At 32.7% G+C, this 16,217-nt stretch carries 12 protein-coding genes; all 12 read left to right on the top strand.

Annotated elements, in window-relative coordinates:
• The first annotated feature begins 275 nt into the window (after positions 1-275).
• The 12 genes from grdC (at position 276) to gpmI (ending at position 16,166) form a co-directional block, all read left to right on the top strand.
• Positions 276-1,808: a glycine/sarcosine/betaine reductase complex component C subunit beta gene (gene grdC, locus KPL51_RS16300; RefSeq protein WP_216163660.1), complete on the top strand. Its 1,533-nt coding sequence runs from the start codon at positions 276-278 to the stop codon at positions 1,806-1,808.
• A 50-nt stretch (positions 1,809-1,858) separates the two neighbouring features.
• Entirely contained in the window at positions 1,859-3,022 is a 1,164-nt protein-coding gene (gene grdD / locus KPL51_RS16295; protein ID WP_216163658.1) for a glycine/sarcosine/betaine reductase complex component C subunit alpha, read from the top strand.
• 341 nt (positions 3,023-3,363) lie between these two features.
• Positions 3,364-4,476 carry a BMP family lipoprotein gene (locus KPL51_RS16290; protein WP_216163656.1) on the top strand — a complete coding sequence of 371 codons (1,113 nt, stop codon included), beginning with the start codon at positions 3,364-3,366 and terminating at the stop codon, positions 4,474-4,476.
• Between the two features lie 147 nt (positions 4,477-4,623).
• On the top strand, positions 4,624-6,165 hold the full coding sequence (locus tag KPL51_RS16285; protein WP_216163654.1) for an ABC transporter ATP-binding protein: 1,542 nt from the start codon (positions 4,624-4,626) through the stop codon (positions 6,163-6,165).
• Positions 6,158-7,264 (top strand): ABC transporter permease, encoded by a 1,107-nt coding sequence (locus KPL51_RS16280; RefSeq protein WP_216163652.1) that lies wholly within the window; start codon positions 6,158-6,160, stop codon positions 7,262-7,264. Before KPL51_RS16285 ends, KPL51_RS16280 begins: the two co-directional genes overlap by 8 nt.
• Positions 7,257-8,189, top strand: coding sequence for an ABC transporter permease (locus KPL51_RS16275; protein ID WP_216163650.1), 933 nt, complete (start codon positions 7,257-7,259; stop codon positions 8,187-8,189). The genes KPL51_RS16280 and KPL51_RS16275 overlap by 8 nt, the downstream gene beginning before the upstream one ends.
• Positions 8,190-8,602: 413 nt before the next feature.
• Positions 8,603-9,973 carry an RNA polymerase factor sigma-54 gene (gene rpoN / locus KPL51_RS16270; protein ID WP_216163748.1) on the top strand — a complete coding sequence of 457 codons (1,371 nt, stop codon included), beginning with the start codon at positions 8,603-8,605 and terminating at the stop codon, positions 9,971-9,973.
• A gap of 147 nt (positions 9,974-10,120) precedes the next feature.
• Positions 10,121-11,155 (top strand): sugar-binding transcriptional regulator, encoded by a 1,035-nt coding sequence (locus KPL51_RS16265; RefSeq protein ID WP_216163648.1) that lies wholly within the window; start codon positions 10,121-10,123, stop codon positions 11,153-11,155.
• 79 nt (positions 11,156-11,234) lie between these two features.
• Complete coding sequence (gene gap, locus KPL51_RS16260) at positions 11,235-12,242, top strand: type I glyceraldehyde-3-phosphate dehydrogenase (protein WP_216163646.1); 1,008 nt, start codon at positions 11,235-11,237, stop codon at positions 12,240-12,242.
• 236 nt (positions 12,243-12,478) lie between these two features.
• Positions 12,479-13,675 carry a phosphoglycerate kinase gene (locus tag KPL51_RS16255; protein ID WP_216163644.1) on the top strand — a complete coding sequence of 399 codons (1,197 nt, stop codon included), beginning with the start codon at positions 12,479-12,481 and terminating at the stop codon, positions 13,673-13,675.
• Positions 13,676-13,815: 140 nt separating this feature from the next.
• Entirely contained in the window at positions 13,816-14,562 is a 747-nt protein-coding gene (gene tpiA, locus KPL51_RS16250; RefSeq protein WP_216163642.1) for a triose-phosphate isomerase, read from the top strand.
• Between the two features lie 71 nt (positions 14,563-14,633).
• Complete coding sequence (gpmI, locus tag KPL51_RS16245; RefSeq protein ID WP_216163640.1) at positions 14,634-16,166, top strand: 2,3-bisphosphoglycerate-independent phosphoglycerate mutase; 1,533 nt, start codon at positions 14,634-14,636, stop codon at positions 16,164-16,166.
• Positions 16,167-16,217 lie beyond the last annotated feature (51 nt).

The raw sequence follows: 16,217 nt of genomic DNA, 5'->3' as shown, positions 1-16,217 counted from the left end.
AATTGTTTATGTAAGGTATTTGTACTTGCACACTGTACCTGTACAGTGCACAATGTACTTGTACAGTGCACAATGTACTTGTACAGTGCACAATGTACTTGTACAGTGCACAATGCACAATGTATAATTTGGCTTAATTATATAGAATATAATTTAGGTTATGTTCCAAAAATTTATATTGTGGATTGTGCATTAAAATTTTTGAGGTTAAATTAATGTACATAAGTTAAATCAAAATTTGTATTTGAAAGAGCAAATAAGGAGGATGAATAATTATGAATTTTCCAGTTATGAAAAAAGCATCTTATATTTTAGTTAATGCCCCAGATATGGTAATTCACAATGGAACTACACAAACATTAGAAAGAGAAACAAATCCAGAGTCTGTTTATCTAAGAGATATGAAGAGTCATTTAAGAGGATTTGAAGAGGTTGTGGCATATGCGCCAAATCAAGCATATATAGGAAATATTACTCCAGAACAGCTTGCTGAAATGCCTAGACCTTGGTATGGCAAAAATCTTGATAATTCAGAAAGATTTGGAAAATTCGGTGAGATTATGCCACAAGATGAGTTCTATGGTTTAATGAAAATTTCAGATGTATTTGACCTTGTGCTATTAGAAAATTCTTTTGCAGAAAGTGTAAAAGTAAAATTGTTAAAACACCCATTAATAGCAGATAAAGTGGAAAAAATAGTTGGTGAGGAAATAGATAAAATAAAAAGTCTTGTTGAAGATAGTGGTGCTGAAGGTTTATATGAGGGAACAGAATTAGTGGGTTGCGTAAGACGTGCTCATGAATTTGACCCAAACCTTGCAGCTCATTTTATGCTAGAAAACATAGCTGTTAAAGCTTCAGGTATTCTTGCAGGGCTACACCTAGTAAGCAACTTAGATATACCAATAGAAGATATTGGGTATATATTAGAGTGTTCTGAAGAGGCTGTAGGAGATATGAACCAAAGAGGTGGTGGAAATTTAGCTAAATCTATTGGTGAAGTTGTAGGACTTGTTGGCGCTACTGGTGCTGATATAAGAGGATTTTGTGCTGCTCCAACTCATGCTTTAGTAAATGCTGCATCTTTAGTTAAATCAGGCATATTTAAAAATGTACTTGTTATTGCTGGTGGAGCTACTGCAAAACTCGGTATGAATGGTAAAGATCATGTTAAGAAGGATTTACCTATATTTGAAGATTGTTTAGGTGGTTTTGCTATTCTTGTGTCAGAAAATGATGGAGTTAGTCCGATACTTCGAACAGACGTAATAGGAAAACATACTATAGGACATGGCGCTGCTCCCCAAGCAGTACTTGAAGCATTAGTACTTGATCCATTAACTTCTGCAGGAATGAAAATAACCGATGTGGATAAATATGCACCAGAAATGCAAAATCCAGAGATAACAGAACCTGCTGGTGCTGGGGATGTACCTACACAAAATTATAAAATGATTGGAGCCCTAGCAGTTAAAAAGGGACAATTAGATAGAAAAGAATTACCGAGCTTTATAAAACAACATGGATATCCAGGATTTGCACCAACACAAGGACATATACCATCAGGAGCACCCATTGTTGGACATGGAATAGAACATATAAAATCAGGAGTTTTAAAGAACTTTATGGTAATTGGTAAAGGAAGTTTATTTCTTGGAAGAATGACTAATTTATTTGATGGTATTTCTATTTTAGTGGAAAAAAACCCAGGTAAAGTGGAAGATGAGTCAGGAATTAGTAAAGAAGAAGTTAAAGCTATGGTTGGAGACGCAATGAAAGATTTTGCTGAGTATTTAATGAATAAATAATGAATAAATGAATAATGATTTAATTCGTCGCTTAGAAAAGGGGTGTAGGTATGAGTGAGAATGGAGTTAAAAAAATGATTGCTGAAGTATTTAGTGATATAGCCAGCGGTATACAAAATGGAAAATTTAAAAACAATGTTAGAATAGGATTAACTACATTGGGATCAGAACATGGTGTAGAAGAAATGGTTAAAGCTGCAGAAATAGCTAAAAATAAATTTAATGATTTTGATATTGTTTTAATTGGACCAAAGGTAGAGTCTGACTTTGAAATTATAGAAGTGGACACTGCAGAGGAAGGTCATAAAAAGATGACTGAGTTATTAGAATGTGGTAATTTAAACGGATGTGTAACTCAACATTTTGATTTTCCAATAGGAGTATCTACAGTTGGAAAGATAGTAACACCAGGAAAGGGTACTGATATGATACTGGCTACCACTACTGGAACTACATCTACCAACAGAGTGGAAGGTATGGTACTTAATGCAATTTCCGGTATTGCTACAGCTAAAGCTATAGGTATCAAAAACCCAACTGTTGGGATACTTAATTTGGATGGAGCAAGACAAGTTGAAAGAATATTAAAAGAAGTACAAAGTAATGGATATGAGTTTACATTTGCAGACTCTTTAAGAGCAGACGGTGGAGCAGTTATGAGAGGGAATGACCTTCTTGCAGGAACACCAGATATTATGGTTTGTGATTCATTAACTGGTAATCTTTTAGTTAAAACTTTCGCTTCTTTCACAACTGGTGGTAACTACGAGACGATTGGTGCTGGATATGGTCCTGGTATTGGATCAAATTACGATAAACTTGTAAATATAGTTTCAAGGTCTTCCGGCGCACCACTCATAGCGGAAGCACTAAAATATTGTGCAAGTTGTGCAGAAAACAATGTTTTGGACATTGCAAGAGCTGAATTTGTTAGTGCTAATAAGGCGGGACTTGCAGAAGCTATAAACAAGGTTATTAAAAAGGTAGAAAAATCAGATACGCAGGAAGAAGTAAAAATTCCAAAGAAAAGAGTTGTTACATTTCCTATTCTTGGAATAGACATTCTTGAACTGGAAGATGCATGTAAATGTTTATGGAAACAAGATGTATATTCAGAAAGTGGAATGGGATGTACTGGACCAGTAGTTTTAGTTCCAGAAGATGAATCAGACAAGGCTATTGAAATTCTTAAAAAAGCTGAATTTATGAATTAAGATATACTTAAATCAAAAGCGAAACTCTCATAAATAGTTTAATGAGAGTTTCGCTTTTATTTTATAAAAAAAGCATGAGGAAAATATAATCCATTATTATACACAAAATTAGTTGCTATTAATAAAAAATTCATATATAATCTAAATTGTATCCTATATAAAATATATCTAGCATATAAATTATATAGGAATGTTATTTGACAATTAAGTAACCGTTAACATGTATGTAAAAATAAAAGAATTTTTTATTTTAAAAGGATTTTTTTAATTTTTATAGAATACTAATATGTTGAACGACAGAATGGTTTTATCAATTAATTACTTATGGGGAGGGAATTATTATGAACAAGAAAAAGGTAGTTGCAATACTTACAGTTGTAGCTGTAGTTGCAACATTATTTGTGGGTTGTGGAACAAAGAAGGTAGAAGAAACAAAAACAACAACAGCAAAAACAACAGAGGCGGCTAAAGCACCTATGACTATTGGGCTTTCTACTGATGAAGGTGGATTAAATGATAAGTCATTTAATCAATCAGCAAATGAGGGAGTTAATAAAGCTAAAGGTGAAGATGGATTCACATACAATGCTATTGAATCTAAAAAGAAAGAAGATTATACAGCTAATTTAGAAGCATTAATAGAAAATGGTTCAAATTTAACATTTGCTATTGGATTCCAAATGGCAGATGCGATGACAGAGGTTGCTAAAAACCATACTGACAAAAATTTTGCAATCATAGATTCAGAGGTTAAATTACCTAACGTAGTATCAATTATGTTTAAAGAGCAAGAAGGTTCTTTCTTAATGGGAGTAATTGCTGGTAAAATGACTAAAACTAATAAAATTGGATTTATTGGTGGAAAAGATTTTGCTTTAATAAATAAATTTGAAGCTGGTTTTGCAGCTGGTGTTAAATCAGTTAATCCAGAAGCTGCTAAAGGTCTATTAAGTGCAGATGGAAAGACTCCAGGAACAACTGTAAAATATGCAGATAGTTTCGATGATTCAGCAAAAGGATATGAACTAGCTAAATCATTATATCAAGGTGGTTGCGATGTAGTTTATCATGCAGCAGGCGGTGTTGGTATTGGTTTATTCAAAGCAGCTAAAGAATTAAAAGATAGTGGAAAAGCAGTTTGGGCTATAGGTGTAGATATGGATCAATCACTAACAGTTCCAGAATATGCTGATGTTATACTTTCAAGTATGATAAAAAGAGTTGATACTGCAACTTATAATGAATCAAAAGCTCAAGTTAAAAACGAATTTAAAGGTAATACAACTATTAATCTTGGTTTAAAAGAAGAAGGTGTAGGTATAGCTGAAACATCTAGTAAAAACGTACCTGCAGATATTTTAACTTTAGTTAAAACATATCAAGATAAAGTTATAGCTGGAGAAATAGTTGTTCCAGCAGATAGAAAAGGAGCAATGGATTTTAAAGTAAAATAATTTTTAATTTATTGGTTATTGATTTATTTTATTAAATAAGAGCTAGATGTTTTACATCTAGCTCTTTCTAAGAATAATCTTAGTTGAACCTCTACAGGTGATGGAAGCTGCATAGGTGCTGATTAATCTTTTTAAGGAGGAAAGCAAATGGAAAAAGTAATCGAAATGAAAGGTATAACCAAGGTTTTTCCAGGAACCATTGCCAATGACAATGTAGATTTTGAGCTATTAAGAGGAGAAACACACGTTCTTCTTGGCGAAAATGGTGCAGGGAAAACAACTCTTATGAATATCCTTTATGGGTTATATAAACAAGAAAAAGGAGAAGTTTATGTAAGCGGTAACCTAGTGAACATATCTACTCCCAATGATGCTATAAAACTTGGCATAGGAATGGTTCATCAGCATTTTATGCTTGTACATAATTTCACAGTTACACAAAATATAGTGTTAGGTATTGAACCTAAAAAAGGTCTTAAAATTGATATGATCAAGGCAATCAAAGATGTTAAAGAGATTTCAGAAAAATATGGTTTTGCTATAGATCCAAATGCTGTTATAGAAGATATTTCTGTAGGGCAGCAGCAAAGGGTAGAAATATTGAAGGCACTGTATAGAGGCGCTGAAATTTTAATACTAGATGAGCCTACAGCAGTTTTAACACCTCAAGAAATTGAGGAATTGGGGACTATAATTAGAAATCTTGAAAAAGAAGGAAAATCAGTAATACTTATAACTCATAAATTAAAAGAAGTTATGAGTATGAGCGATAGAGTTACTATAATAAGGCGAGGAAAAGTAACTGGTACAGTAAAAACTAAAGAAACAAGTATAGATGAATTAGCCGAACTTATGGTGGGTAGAAAAGTTAACTTAACTGTAGACAAGCTGCCTGCTGTGATTAAAGGAGAAATATTAAAAATTGAAAATCTTTGTGCCAATGATCAAAGAAAATTACCAGCGGTAGATAATTTAAACTTGACAGTATACGGTGGAGAAATTCTTGGTATAGCTGGTGTGGATGGTAATGGCCAATCTGAATTTATAGAGGTTCTAACAGGGCTTAGAAAGCCTAAGAGTGGAAGTGTTACACTTAACGGTAAAAGTATATATGGTAAGTCACCAAGAGCTATTACCTCCTCAGGTGTCGGCCATATACCAGAGGATAGACAAAAGAGAGGACTTATATTAGATTATTCTCTATTTGAAAACTCAGTGCTTGGAATTCATAGGAATCAACCTTTTAGTAGTGGTATAGTTATGAATTACGGTGAAATTAGAAAACATTGTGATGAGCTTATTCGCGAATTTGATGTTAGAACACCAAATGCTGATGTAAATGCGCAGTCACTATCAGGTGGTAATCAACAAAAGCTTATAGCTGCCAGAGAAATTTCTAAAGATCCAGAATTACTAATAGCAGCACAGCCTACAAGAGGTCTTGACGTTGGAGCAATTGAATATATTCACAAAAGATTAGTTATGGAACGTGATAAGGGTAAGGCAGTACTTTTAGTATCTTTAGAACTTGATGAAATTCTTGCATTATCAGATAGAATAGCTGTAATGTATGACGGGAAAATAGTAGATATACTAGATAGAGAAGATGCCACAGAGAAAAAACTTGGTATACTTATGGCTGGTGGTACTCTTGCGGTAGCGCCGGAAGGAGTTAAAGATAATGAATAAAGTTCAAAATAAGAACAGTAAATTTGTTGATATTGTTAAAAAACCCATTAGAACAATTGCATTTCCACTATTGTCTATAATAGTTTCCATGTTTGTTGCAGTATTATTTGTAATGTGGGCAAAAGGATATTCTATATTACAGTATTTTTCAGCTCTGGGTGATTTATTTGGACTTATATATAAGGGTGGGTTTGGTAATGAAAGAGTAACATTTGTTACTATTTCAGAAGTTACTCCGTTAATATTTACAGGAGTTGCAAATGCAGTAGCATTTAAATGTGGATTATTTAACATTGGTGTTGCTGGCCAATTTATACTTGGAATGCTCGCAGCGGCTTTTGTAGGAACGTTGCCAGGACTAAATCCTATAGTTCATACGATTTTAATGATTTTTTCAGGCCTTGTTGCCGGGGGATTATGGGGAGCAATCCCAGGATATTTAAAGGCCAAAGTAGGTACTCATGAAGTTATTAATACAATAATGATGAATTATATATCTATGGCTCTGGCTAATTTTCTTATATTAAGAACTAGTTTTGGTGTGGCTGGTAAGGCAAGTACTGAAACTATACAAGACAGTGCACAACTTCATAGGTTTGTGTCTGGTAGTGCAGCTAATATTAGTATATTCCTTGCTATAGCAGTAGCTATATTTATATTCTGGTTATTGTGGAAAACTACTATTGGCTATGAAATAAGAGCAGTTGGCATAAATCCACATGCTGCAGAATATGGTGGAATTAATGTAGCAAAAAACACTATTCTAGCTATGGTGCTTTCTGGTGCAATAGCAGGAATTGGTGGAGCAACCCAGGTTGCAGGTGTTCTTCATAATGTAAAAGATTTTATGGTACTTCCCACTTACGGGTTTGATGGCATTGCAGTTGCACTACTTGCCAAGAGTAATCCTATTGGATGTATAGCTTCAGCACTGTTATTTGGAACTTTAAATAGTAGCGCTAGAACTCTTCAATTAAATGGAATACCAAAAGACATAGTTTATTTAATCCAAGCTATAATTATTATATTTGTAGCTACAGATTATATTGTTAAATACTTCTCTGAAAAGAAAAAGAAGGAGGCGATTACAAATGAGTAGTGTTATTTTAATAAATTTGTTAACACAGACTTTAAGAATAGCAACGCCTCTAATTTTTGCAGCACTAGGCGGCATATTTTCTGAAAAATCAGGTGTAGTTAATATAGGACTCGAAGGTATGATGGTAATAGGTGCTTTCTTTGGAGTATACGGAAGCTATGTTACTGGAAACCCAGTAGTTGGTATATTTTTCGGTGTTGCAGCTGGAGGAGTACTAGGGTTAATACATGCAGTGCTCAGTATACATTTGCGTGCGGATCAAGTAATTTCAGGTACAGCCATAAACCTTTTTTCTACGGCACTTGCTAGCTTCTTAATATTTAAGTTGTTTAATGGTAAGGGTGGTCAAACGGATATAGTAAAAGGACTTTCCTATAACATACCAGATTGGATTAAAAATATACCGCTGGTAGGACCGTTTATATCTGGGCTAAACTGGTTTGTTATTATAGCTATTATTTTAGTATTTGTATCACACTATATACTATATAAAACACCTTTAGGACTCCGAATTAGAGCTGTAGGAGAACATCCAAAGGCTGCTGATACACTAGGGATAAATGTATATAAAATAAGATATTTATGTGTTATTTTATCAGGGATGCTTGCAGGTCTTGGTGGAGCTGCATTATCTCTTGGGATAACTCCACTTTACAGAGAAGGAATGGTTGCAGGACGTGGATTTATTGCCTTAGCTGCTGTTATTTTTGGTAATTGGAAGCCTTTTGGAGCCTTTGGCGCTAGTATATTATTTGCTTTTGGTTCTGCATTTAATATTTTCGCGCAAGGACTTAGTTGGAATTTACCTTCGGAAGTATACACGGTTATTCCATATGTACTCACTATGCTGGCACTTGCAGGATTTGTTGGAAAAACAACTGGACCTATAGCTAGTGGTAAGCCGTATGATAAAGGATCAAGATAATATTTTAAAAAAAACCTCAGTTTTCGCTGAGGTTTTTTTTATTATATAGGAAACAGCTTGCGGAAGTGGCTGTGGCTAACATTTGTACTCAACCATAGGTAGAATTCGTCTTTACACGGTAAAGAAAGTATATATTACGTATAATGCATTGAAGCGAGCTTTAGAACTTCTTATTTTATTTTTAATTGAGATGCGTTAAGAAAAATATATGTTTGAGCGAAAGCGAGTTTATATTTTTTAGCAGATTAATTAAAAATAAAATTAGTAGTTCTTAGCAAAGTGACTGCATTAATCGTATTGCAATACGCGTAATATATACTTTCTTCTTTGCATTAATTCACAATCTATATTTATATCTTAGGCTATGTTATAATATTTATAATTGACAAGATGAGGTGATAGGGAAAATGAACATTAATTTTGGGTTGAATTTAATCCAAGAACAAAAATTAATAATGACGCAAGAGATGCAGATGTCTGTTAAACTCCTTCAAATGTCCGCATATGAGCTAGGGCAATATGTAAGTAAAGAGATGCAAGAGAATCCGGTACTAGAGGAAAAAGATCTACATAATTCTAAAAATAACAACAATGATGCAAAGGATTATAAAGAAATAATTAAATACCTGGAGAAGGATGATTTTAAAGTAAAGAATTATGCTGTGAAAGCTGAAAACGAAGAAGTTTCTCCTTTTTATTATATTGCTCAGGAAAAATCCCTTAAAGATTATCTTGTGGAGCAAATAGGTGAATTAACTGAAAACCATGAAATTCTAGAGGTATGCAAATACATGGTAGAGTGTATAGATGCTAAAGGGTATCTATCTGTAGAATTACCTGATATATGTAAGGAACTTACAATATCTAGTGAAAAAGCTGAAACTGCACTTAAAATTCTTCAATCTTTAGATCCAGAAGGAATTGGTGCTAGAGATTTAAAAGAATGCTTAAAGATTCAATTATATAATCTTGCACTAGATGATGATAACATCTATAAAATCATTGATGAATATTTAGAAGTATTAGCAGAAAATAAATATAATGTAATAGCTAAAGAATTAAAACTTACAATTTCTGAGGTTCAAAGATATGTAGATATAATAAAGAATTTAGAGCCTAAGCCATCAAGAGGATTTTTTACTGGGGAGACTGTTAAATTTATAGTTCCAGATGCTTATATTAATAAAATTCAAAATCAATATTTTATTTCCATGAATGAAGATGTACTTCCAAAATTGAATATAAATTCATTGTATAAGGAAATCATTAATAATGGAAAAGACGAAGAAGCAGTAGAATATGTAAAAGAAAAAATTAATAGTGCCATGTTTCTTATTAGAAGTATTGAACAAAGAAAGAATACTGTGTATAGAGTTTTAGAAGATATTTTGGTAGTTCAAAGAGAATATTTTGATAATGGCCCCCAATATTTAAAACCAATGACACTTAAAAAGATTGCTATTAACTTAGAAATGCATGAATCTACTATAAGCCGTGCAATTAGAGAAAAATATGTTAGTGTGAATAATGGGAAAGTCATTAAAATAAAAGATTTATTTACTAACGGCATTGCTTCAGTTGTAGGTGGAGAGGATATATCTACAATTAATATTAAAAAAGCTATCAAAGAAATGGTAGATAATGAAGAGCAAAAGAAGCCACTGTCTGACCAAATTATTTGTAACCGATTAAATATCGAAGGGATGAATATTTCTAGAAGAACTGTAGCAAAATATAGAGAAGACCTACAAATTAAAAGTTCAAGTAAACGAAAAAGGTTTTAAGGTTATTATTACTTTAAATCTTGCTGTTAACAAAATGTTAACAATATTTCTCAAATACTAACTTTAAAAATGTTAGTATTTAATCTATAATGTTAGTGGGAGCAAAAAATATATGCTGGGACTTTAGAAGTCCAGAGAGGTGTTCAAGTGCAGAATATATTGAAATTACAACAAAAGATAGTGCCTGAGTTAATTGAACTTCTCCAAAAGAGATATGATATACTAAGGATAATATATTATAATGGGCCTATAGGACGAAGAATACTAGCAAATGATATGTGCATAAGTGAGAGAATAGTAAGAAATGAAATAAATTTCTTGAAATCTCAGAATTTAATTGAGGTAAATGCATCAGGTATGTTTATAACAAATGATGGAGAAGAAATCGTGAATAGATTAAAAGAATATATTCATGAAATTAAAGGGTTATCAAAAATTGAGAAGTCTATTGAGAAACATTTGAAGCTTCAGCAAGTAATAGTTGTTCCTGGAGATGTTGACATAGATAAAAGCGTACTTAAAGAACTTGGTAAGATAGCTGCGAGTTATGCTATGGATATTATTAAAGATAATAGTATAATAGCGCTAACAGGTGGATCAACAGTTAAAGAGGTTGTAGAAGGTTTTCCTAGAAGCAAAAAATATAATAATATTTTAATACTTCCTGCTAGAGGTGGTATGGCGAGAAATGTAGATATTCAAGCTAATACCTTAGTTTCTAGACTTGCAGAGAAAATTGGTGGAGATTATGAATTACTTCATGCACCTGATAATTTAAGTGATGTGGCTTTGGAAACTATATTAAATGAAAAAGAGATAAAAAATATAATCGATAAAATTAGAAGAGCAGAAGTTCTTATTTATGGAATAGGTATCGCCAGTGATATGGCTAAGAAAAGAGGACTAACTGATGATGAGATAAAGAACTTACAGAGCCTTGGTGCGGTAGGAGAGACTTTTGGTCATTACTACAATGAATCCGGAAAAATAGTTCATTCTACACCTACTATTGGGGTGAAAAATGAAGATGTTATAAATATTAAAACATTAATTGCAGTAGCAGCTGGAAAAAATAAAGCTAGGGCTATCATAGCTACCGAAATTAACCGTTCAAGCACTGTTTTAATAATTGATGAAGCAGCTGCAAAAGAAATTGTAAATATTATAGAGAAAAAAGAGTAAACTATATAATGCTTTTATTAAAAGAAGGATTATGTATTTACATATAATTAGTTTTAAAAATTTAGGAGGTTTTGTCAAAATGATAAAAGTAGGAATTAATGGATTTGGAAGAATAGGAAGAAATGTATTTAATGCACTAGTTAAAAATTATTCATCAGAATTAGAAGTAGTAGGAATCAATGATTTAACAGATGCTGCAACACTTGCTCATCTTTTAAAATATGATTCACTTTACGGAAAATTTAACGGAACTGTTGAAGCTAAAGAAAATTCAATAGTTGTTAACGGAAAAGAAATTAAAATATTTGCAGAAAGAGAACCAAAGAATATAGATTGGAATTCACTCGGAGCAGAAATAATACTAGAATCTACAGGATTCTTTACAGATGCTACTAAAGCAAATGCTCATTTAGGTGGATCAGTTAAAAAAGTTCTTATATCTGCACCAGCTAAAAATGAAGATATAACAATAGTTATGGGAGTTAACGAAGAAAAATATGATGCTAAAAAACATAACATAATATCAAATGCATCTTGTACAACAAACTGTTTAGCACCATTTGCTAAAATTTTAGATGCAGAATTTACAATAGTTAAAGGTTTAATGACTACAATTCATTCATACACTGGAGATCAAAGATTATTAGATGCTCCACATAGTGATATGAGACGTGCAAGAGCTGCTACACTATCAATGATTCCAACTACAACAGGAGCTGCTAAAGCAGTAGCACTCGTTTTACCACAATTAAAAGGAAAATTAAATGGTTTCTCTTTAAGAGTTCCAACTCCAACAGTTTCATGTACAGATTTAGTATGTGAAGTTTCTAGAGATGTTACTGTAGAAGAAGTAAATGCAGCATTCAAAAAAGCATCTGAAAATGAAATGAAGGGAATTCTTGGATTCTGCGAAGAACCACTAGTTTCAATTGATTTCAAAGGTGACGAAAGATCTTCAATAGTTGATGCAATGTCAACAATGGTTATCGAAGGAAACATGGTTAAAGTCGTTTCTTGGTATGATAATGAAGCAGGATATTCAAATAGACTCGCAGACTTAACTAAATTTGTTGCAGACAAATTATAAAAATAAGTTTACAATAAAACTATAAACTAACTGTAAGCTAACTGTAGGCATGCAGTGTGCATAATATTAAGGTTTGGTTTTATAGTTAATCTATGAAATCAAGCCTTTTTATTAATACAATTTTTAAGATATAAGTATAACACGCTAAAATTTGGCGCTAGTTGTAATTGATTTTAGTACAATTACTACAAGTTAAAAGAGTTTTGTATAATAAACAATATGGGAGGAGAATGTGTATGAAATTTAATAAAAAAACCGTAGAAGATATTGAGGTTAAAGGTAAAAAAGTTTTAGTAAGATGTGATTTTAACGTACCATTAAAAGATGGAGAAATTACAGATACAAATAGGCTTTCTGGTGCAATGCCAACAATAAATTATTTGGTTAAAAAAGGAGCAAAGGTTATTTTATGCTCACATCTTGGAAAACCAAGTGGAGAAGCAAAACCTGAACTGTCACTGGCACCTGTTGCTAAGAAATTAAGTGAGATGCTGGGGGAAGTAGTAGTTTTTGCAGCGGATCCAAACGTAGTTAGTGATAAAGTAAGATTAGCCGTATCAGAAATGCAAAACGGAGATATTATTCTATTAGAAAATACAAGGTATAGAAAAGAAGAAACTAAAAACAGTGAGAACTTTTCAAAAGAATTAGCATCTCTTGCAGACATATTTGTAAATGATGCCTTTGGAACAGCTCATAGAGCTCATTGCTCTACAGTTGGAGTTACACAGTTCCTTGAGACTTCTGTATGTGGATATTTAATTCAAAAGGAATTAAAATTCCTAGGAGAAGCAGTAGAAAATCCAGTTAGACCTTTTGTTGCAATTTTAGGTGGAGCTAAGGTAACAGACAAAATAGATGTTATTGCTAATTTACTTGAAAAAGTAGACACACTTATAATAGGTGGAGGAATGGCTTATACATTCTTAAAAGCTGGTGGTTATTCTATTGGAAGTTCACTAGTTGAAGAAGATAAGGTAGAATATGCTAAGGATATGATGCAAAGAGCACAGGCTAAAGGAGTTAAATTCTTATTACCAGTGGATCATATTGTAGCAGATAAATTTTCAGCTGATGCAGAACCTGTAGTTACTGAAAATCAAAATATTCCAGATGGATATATGGGACTTGATATTGGACCTAAGACTGCAGCTATGTATAGTGCAGCTATAAGTATAGGTAAAACTATAATTTGGAACGGACCAATGGGAGTATTCGAATTTGCAAATTTTGCAAAGGGAACTATAGCAGTTGCGAAAGCAATGTCAGACGTGGATGGAACTACCGTAATAGGTGGTGGAGATAGTGCAGCAGCAGTTAACCAATTAGGATTCGGAGATAAAATGACTCACATATCTACAGGTGGTGGAGCATCACTTGAATTTTTAGAGGGTAAGTTGTTACCAGGAATTGAAGCTCTTACAGACAAATAGTTGAATGAAATTGTTTGTTGTCAATTTACTAATAAATATTAGTTGTTATCTTCCAAACAATGTTTTTTTGAAACATATGAGGAAGATAACAATTGACGGTTGAAATTTATCACAAAGTAATATTAGGAGGGTTTTTTTTTATGAGAAAAGGTATAATTGCAGGAAATTGGAAAATGAATATAACGGTAGCTGAAGCAGTAAATTTAATCGAGAAAATAAAGCCATTAGTTAAAGATGCACAATGTGAAGTTGTAGTTTGCCCTACATTTTTATGTTTAGATGCAGTAATAAAAGGAGTTAAGGGATCAAATATAAAAGTAGGAGCACAAAACATGCATTATGAAGAAAAGGGTGCGTTTACAGGTGAAGTTTCACCAAGCATGTTAAAAGATATAGGGATTGATTATGTTATAATTGGTCATAGTGAGAGAAGACAGTATTTCAATGAGACAGATGAAACTGTTAATAAGAAGCTTAAAGCTGCTTATGATCATAATATTTTACCTATACTATGTATGGGAGAAACTCTTGAACAAAGAGAATCGAATATTACAGAAAAAGTTTTAGATAATCAAATAAAATTAGGCATGCAAGGACTTACAAAAGCACAAGTGGAAAAATTAGTTATAGCTTATGAACCAATATGGGCTATAGGTACAGGCAAAACTGCAACTGCAGATGAAGCTAATGAAACAATTGGATTTATAAGAAAGACTGTTTCCGCTATGTTTGGATCAGATGTTTCAGAAAAACTTAGAATTCAATATGGTGGTTCAGTTAAGCCATCAACTATAAGCGAACAAATGGGTAAATCGGATATAGATGGTGGATTAATCGGTGGAGCTAGTCTTAAAGCAGAAGATTTTGCAGGAATAGTAAACTATTAAAATATAAATATGTAAATATATAGAAGGCTATATGTATTCATTTTTAGAAACAACGGGTGGGAGGAACAAAAATGTCAAAGAAACCAGTAATGCTGATGATTTTAGATGGATTTGGATTAACAAATCATATAGATGGGAATGCAGTATTATCAGCAAATAAACCAAACTATGATAGGATTATAAAGAAATATCCTGGTACAAAATTAAATGCATGTGGACCTTACGTAGGACTACCAGAGGGCCAAATGGGAAATTCAGAAGTAGGTCATTTAAATATAGGTGCTGGTAGAATTATATATCAGGAACTTACAAGAATAACAAAGGAAATTAAAGAAGGAAACTTCTTTAAAAATCCTGCTTTTAATAGTGCTATAGATAAAGCTATTGAGAATAATTCTTCGCTACATCTTTTAGGATTATTGTCTGATGGAGGAGTTCATTCCCATATTGATCATTTAAAAGCATTATTAAAGCTTGCGAGAGATAAAGGTGCTAAAAAAGTTTACGTTCATGCTTTTTTAGATGGTAGGGATGTTCAACCAGGTTCAGCACTAGATTATATAGCAGAGATTGAAGATTATATGAAGGAAATTGGTGTAGGAAAAATAGCTACTGTAAGTGGTAGATATTATGCTATGGATAGAGACACTAGATGGGAAAGAGTTAAGCTTTCATATAATGCAATGGTTTTGTCTAGGGGTGAAGAAAATACTTCAGCAATAGAGGCAGTTAAACGTGCTTTTCATGATAACAAGACAGATGAGTTTGTCCTTCCAACTGTTATAATGGAGAATAATAAGCCAGTAGCTGCTATAAAAAATAAGGATAGTGTAATATTCTTTAATTTTAGACCAGACAGAGCTCGTGAAATTACTAGAGCAATAAATGACAAGGAATTCCTTGGATTTGAAAGAGAAACACTAGACTTAAACTATGTATGTACTACTCAATATGATATATCACTGCAAAACGTTGATGTGGCATATACACCAGAAAGTTATAGTAATACCTTGGGAGAATATGTTAGTAAAATGGGTAAAAAGCAGTTAAGAATAGCTGAAACTGAAAAATATGCTCATGTTACATTCTTCTTCAATGGTGGAATGGAAGCTCCAAATACAGGTGAAGATAGAGCATTAATTCCATCACCTAAAGTAGCTACTTATGATTTAAAACCGGAAATGAGTGCTTATGAGGTTACCGAGGAATTATTAAAAAGACTTGAAATGGATGAATATGATATGATTATCCTTAACTTTGCTAATCCAGATATGGTAGGACATACAGGTGATTTTGAAGCTGCTAAAAAGGCTATAGAGGCAGTGGATGAATGTCTTGGTAAAGTTGTTAAAAGTGTTCTGGATCTTGATGGTACAATATTTATAACTGCAGACCATGGAAATTCCGAGCAAATGATTGACTACTCTACAGGAAAGCCTATGACAGCACATACTACAAACTTAGTTCCATTTACTTGCGTTTCAAATCATCGTAATGAGTTAAGAGACAGTGGTATATTGGCAGACATAGCACCTACTATGCTCCAAGTTATGGGTCTTACTGCACCTAAGGAAATGACTGGGAAATCATTAATCACACTTTAAATTTATAAAACTATAATTATGGTTTAATTAATATAAAACTAAGTGGAATTA

Origin of the sequence: Clostridium bowmanii (assembly GCF_018861315.1) — a bacterium.
In the GTDB taxonomy this organism is placed as follows: Bacteria; Bacillota; Clostridia; order Clostridiales; family Clostridiaceae; genus Clostridium_AD; species Clostridium_AD bowmanii.
Note: the sequence above shows the minus strand (reverse complement) of the source record. Positions and strands in the feature narration are given on the sequence as shown.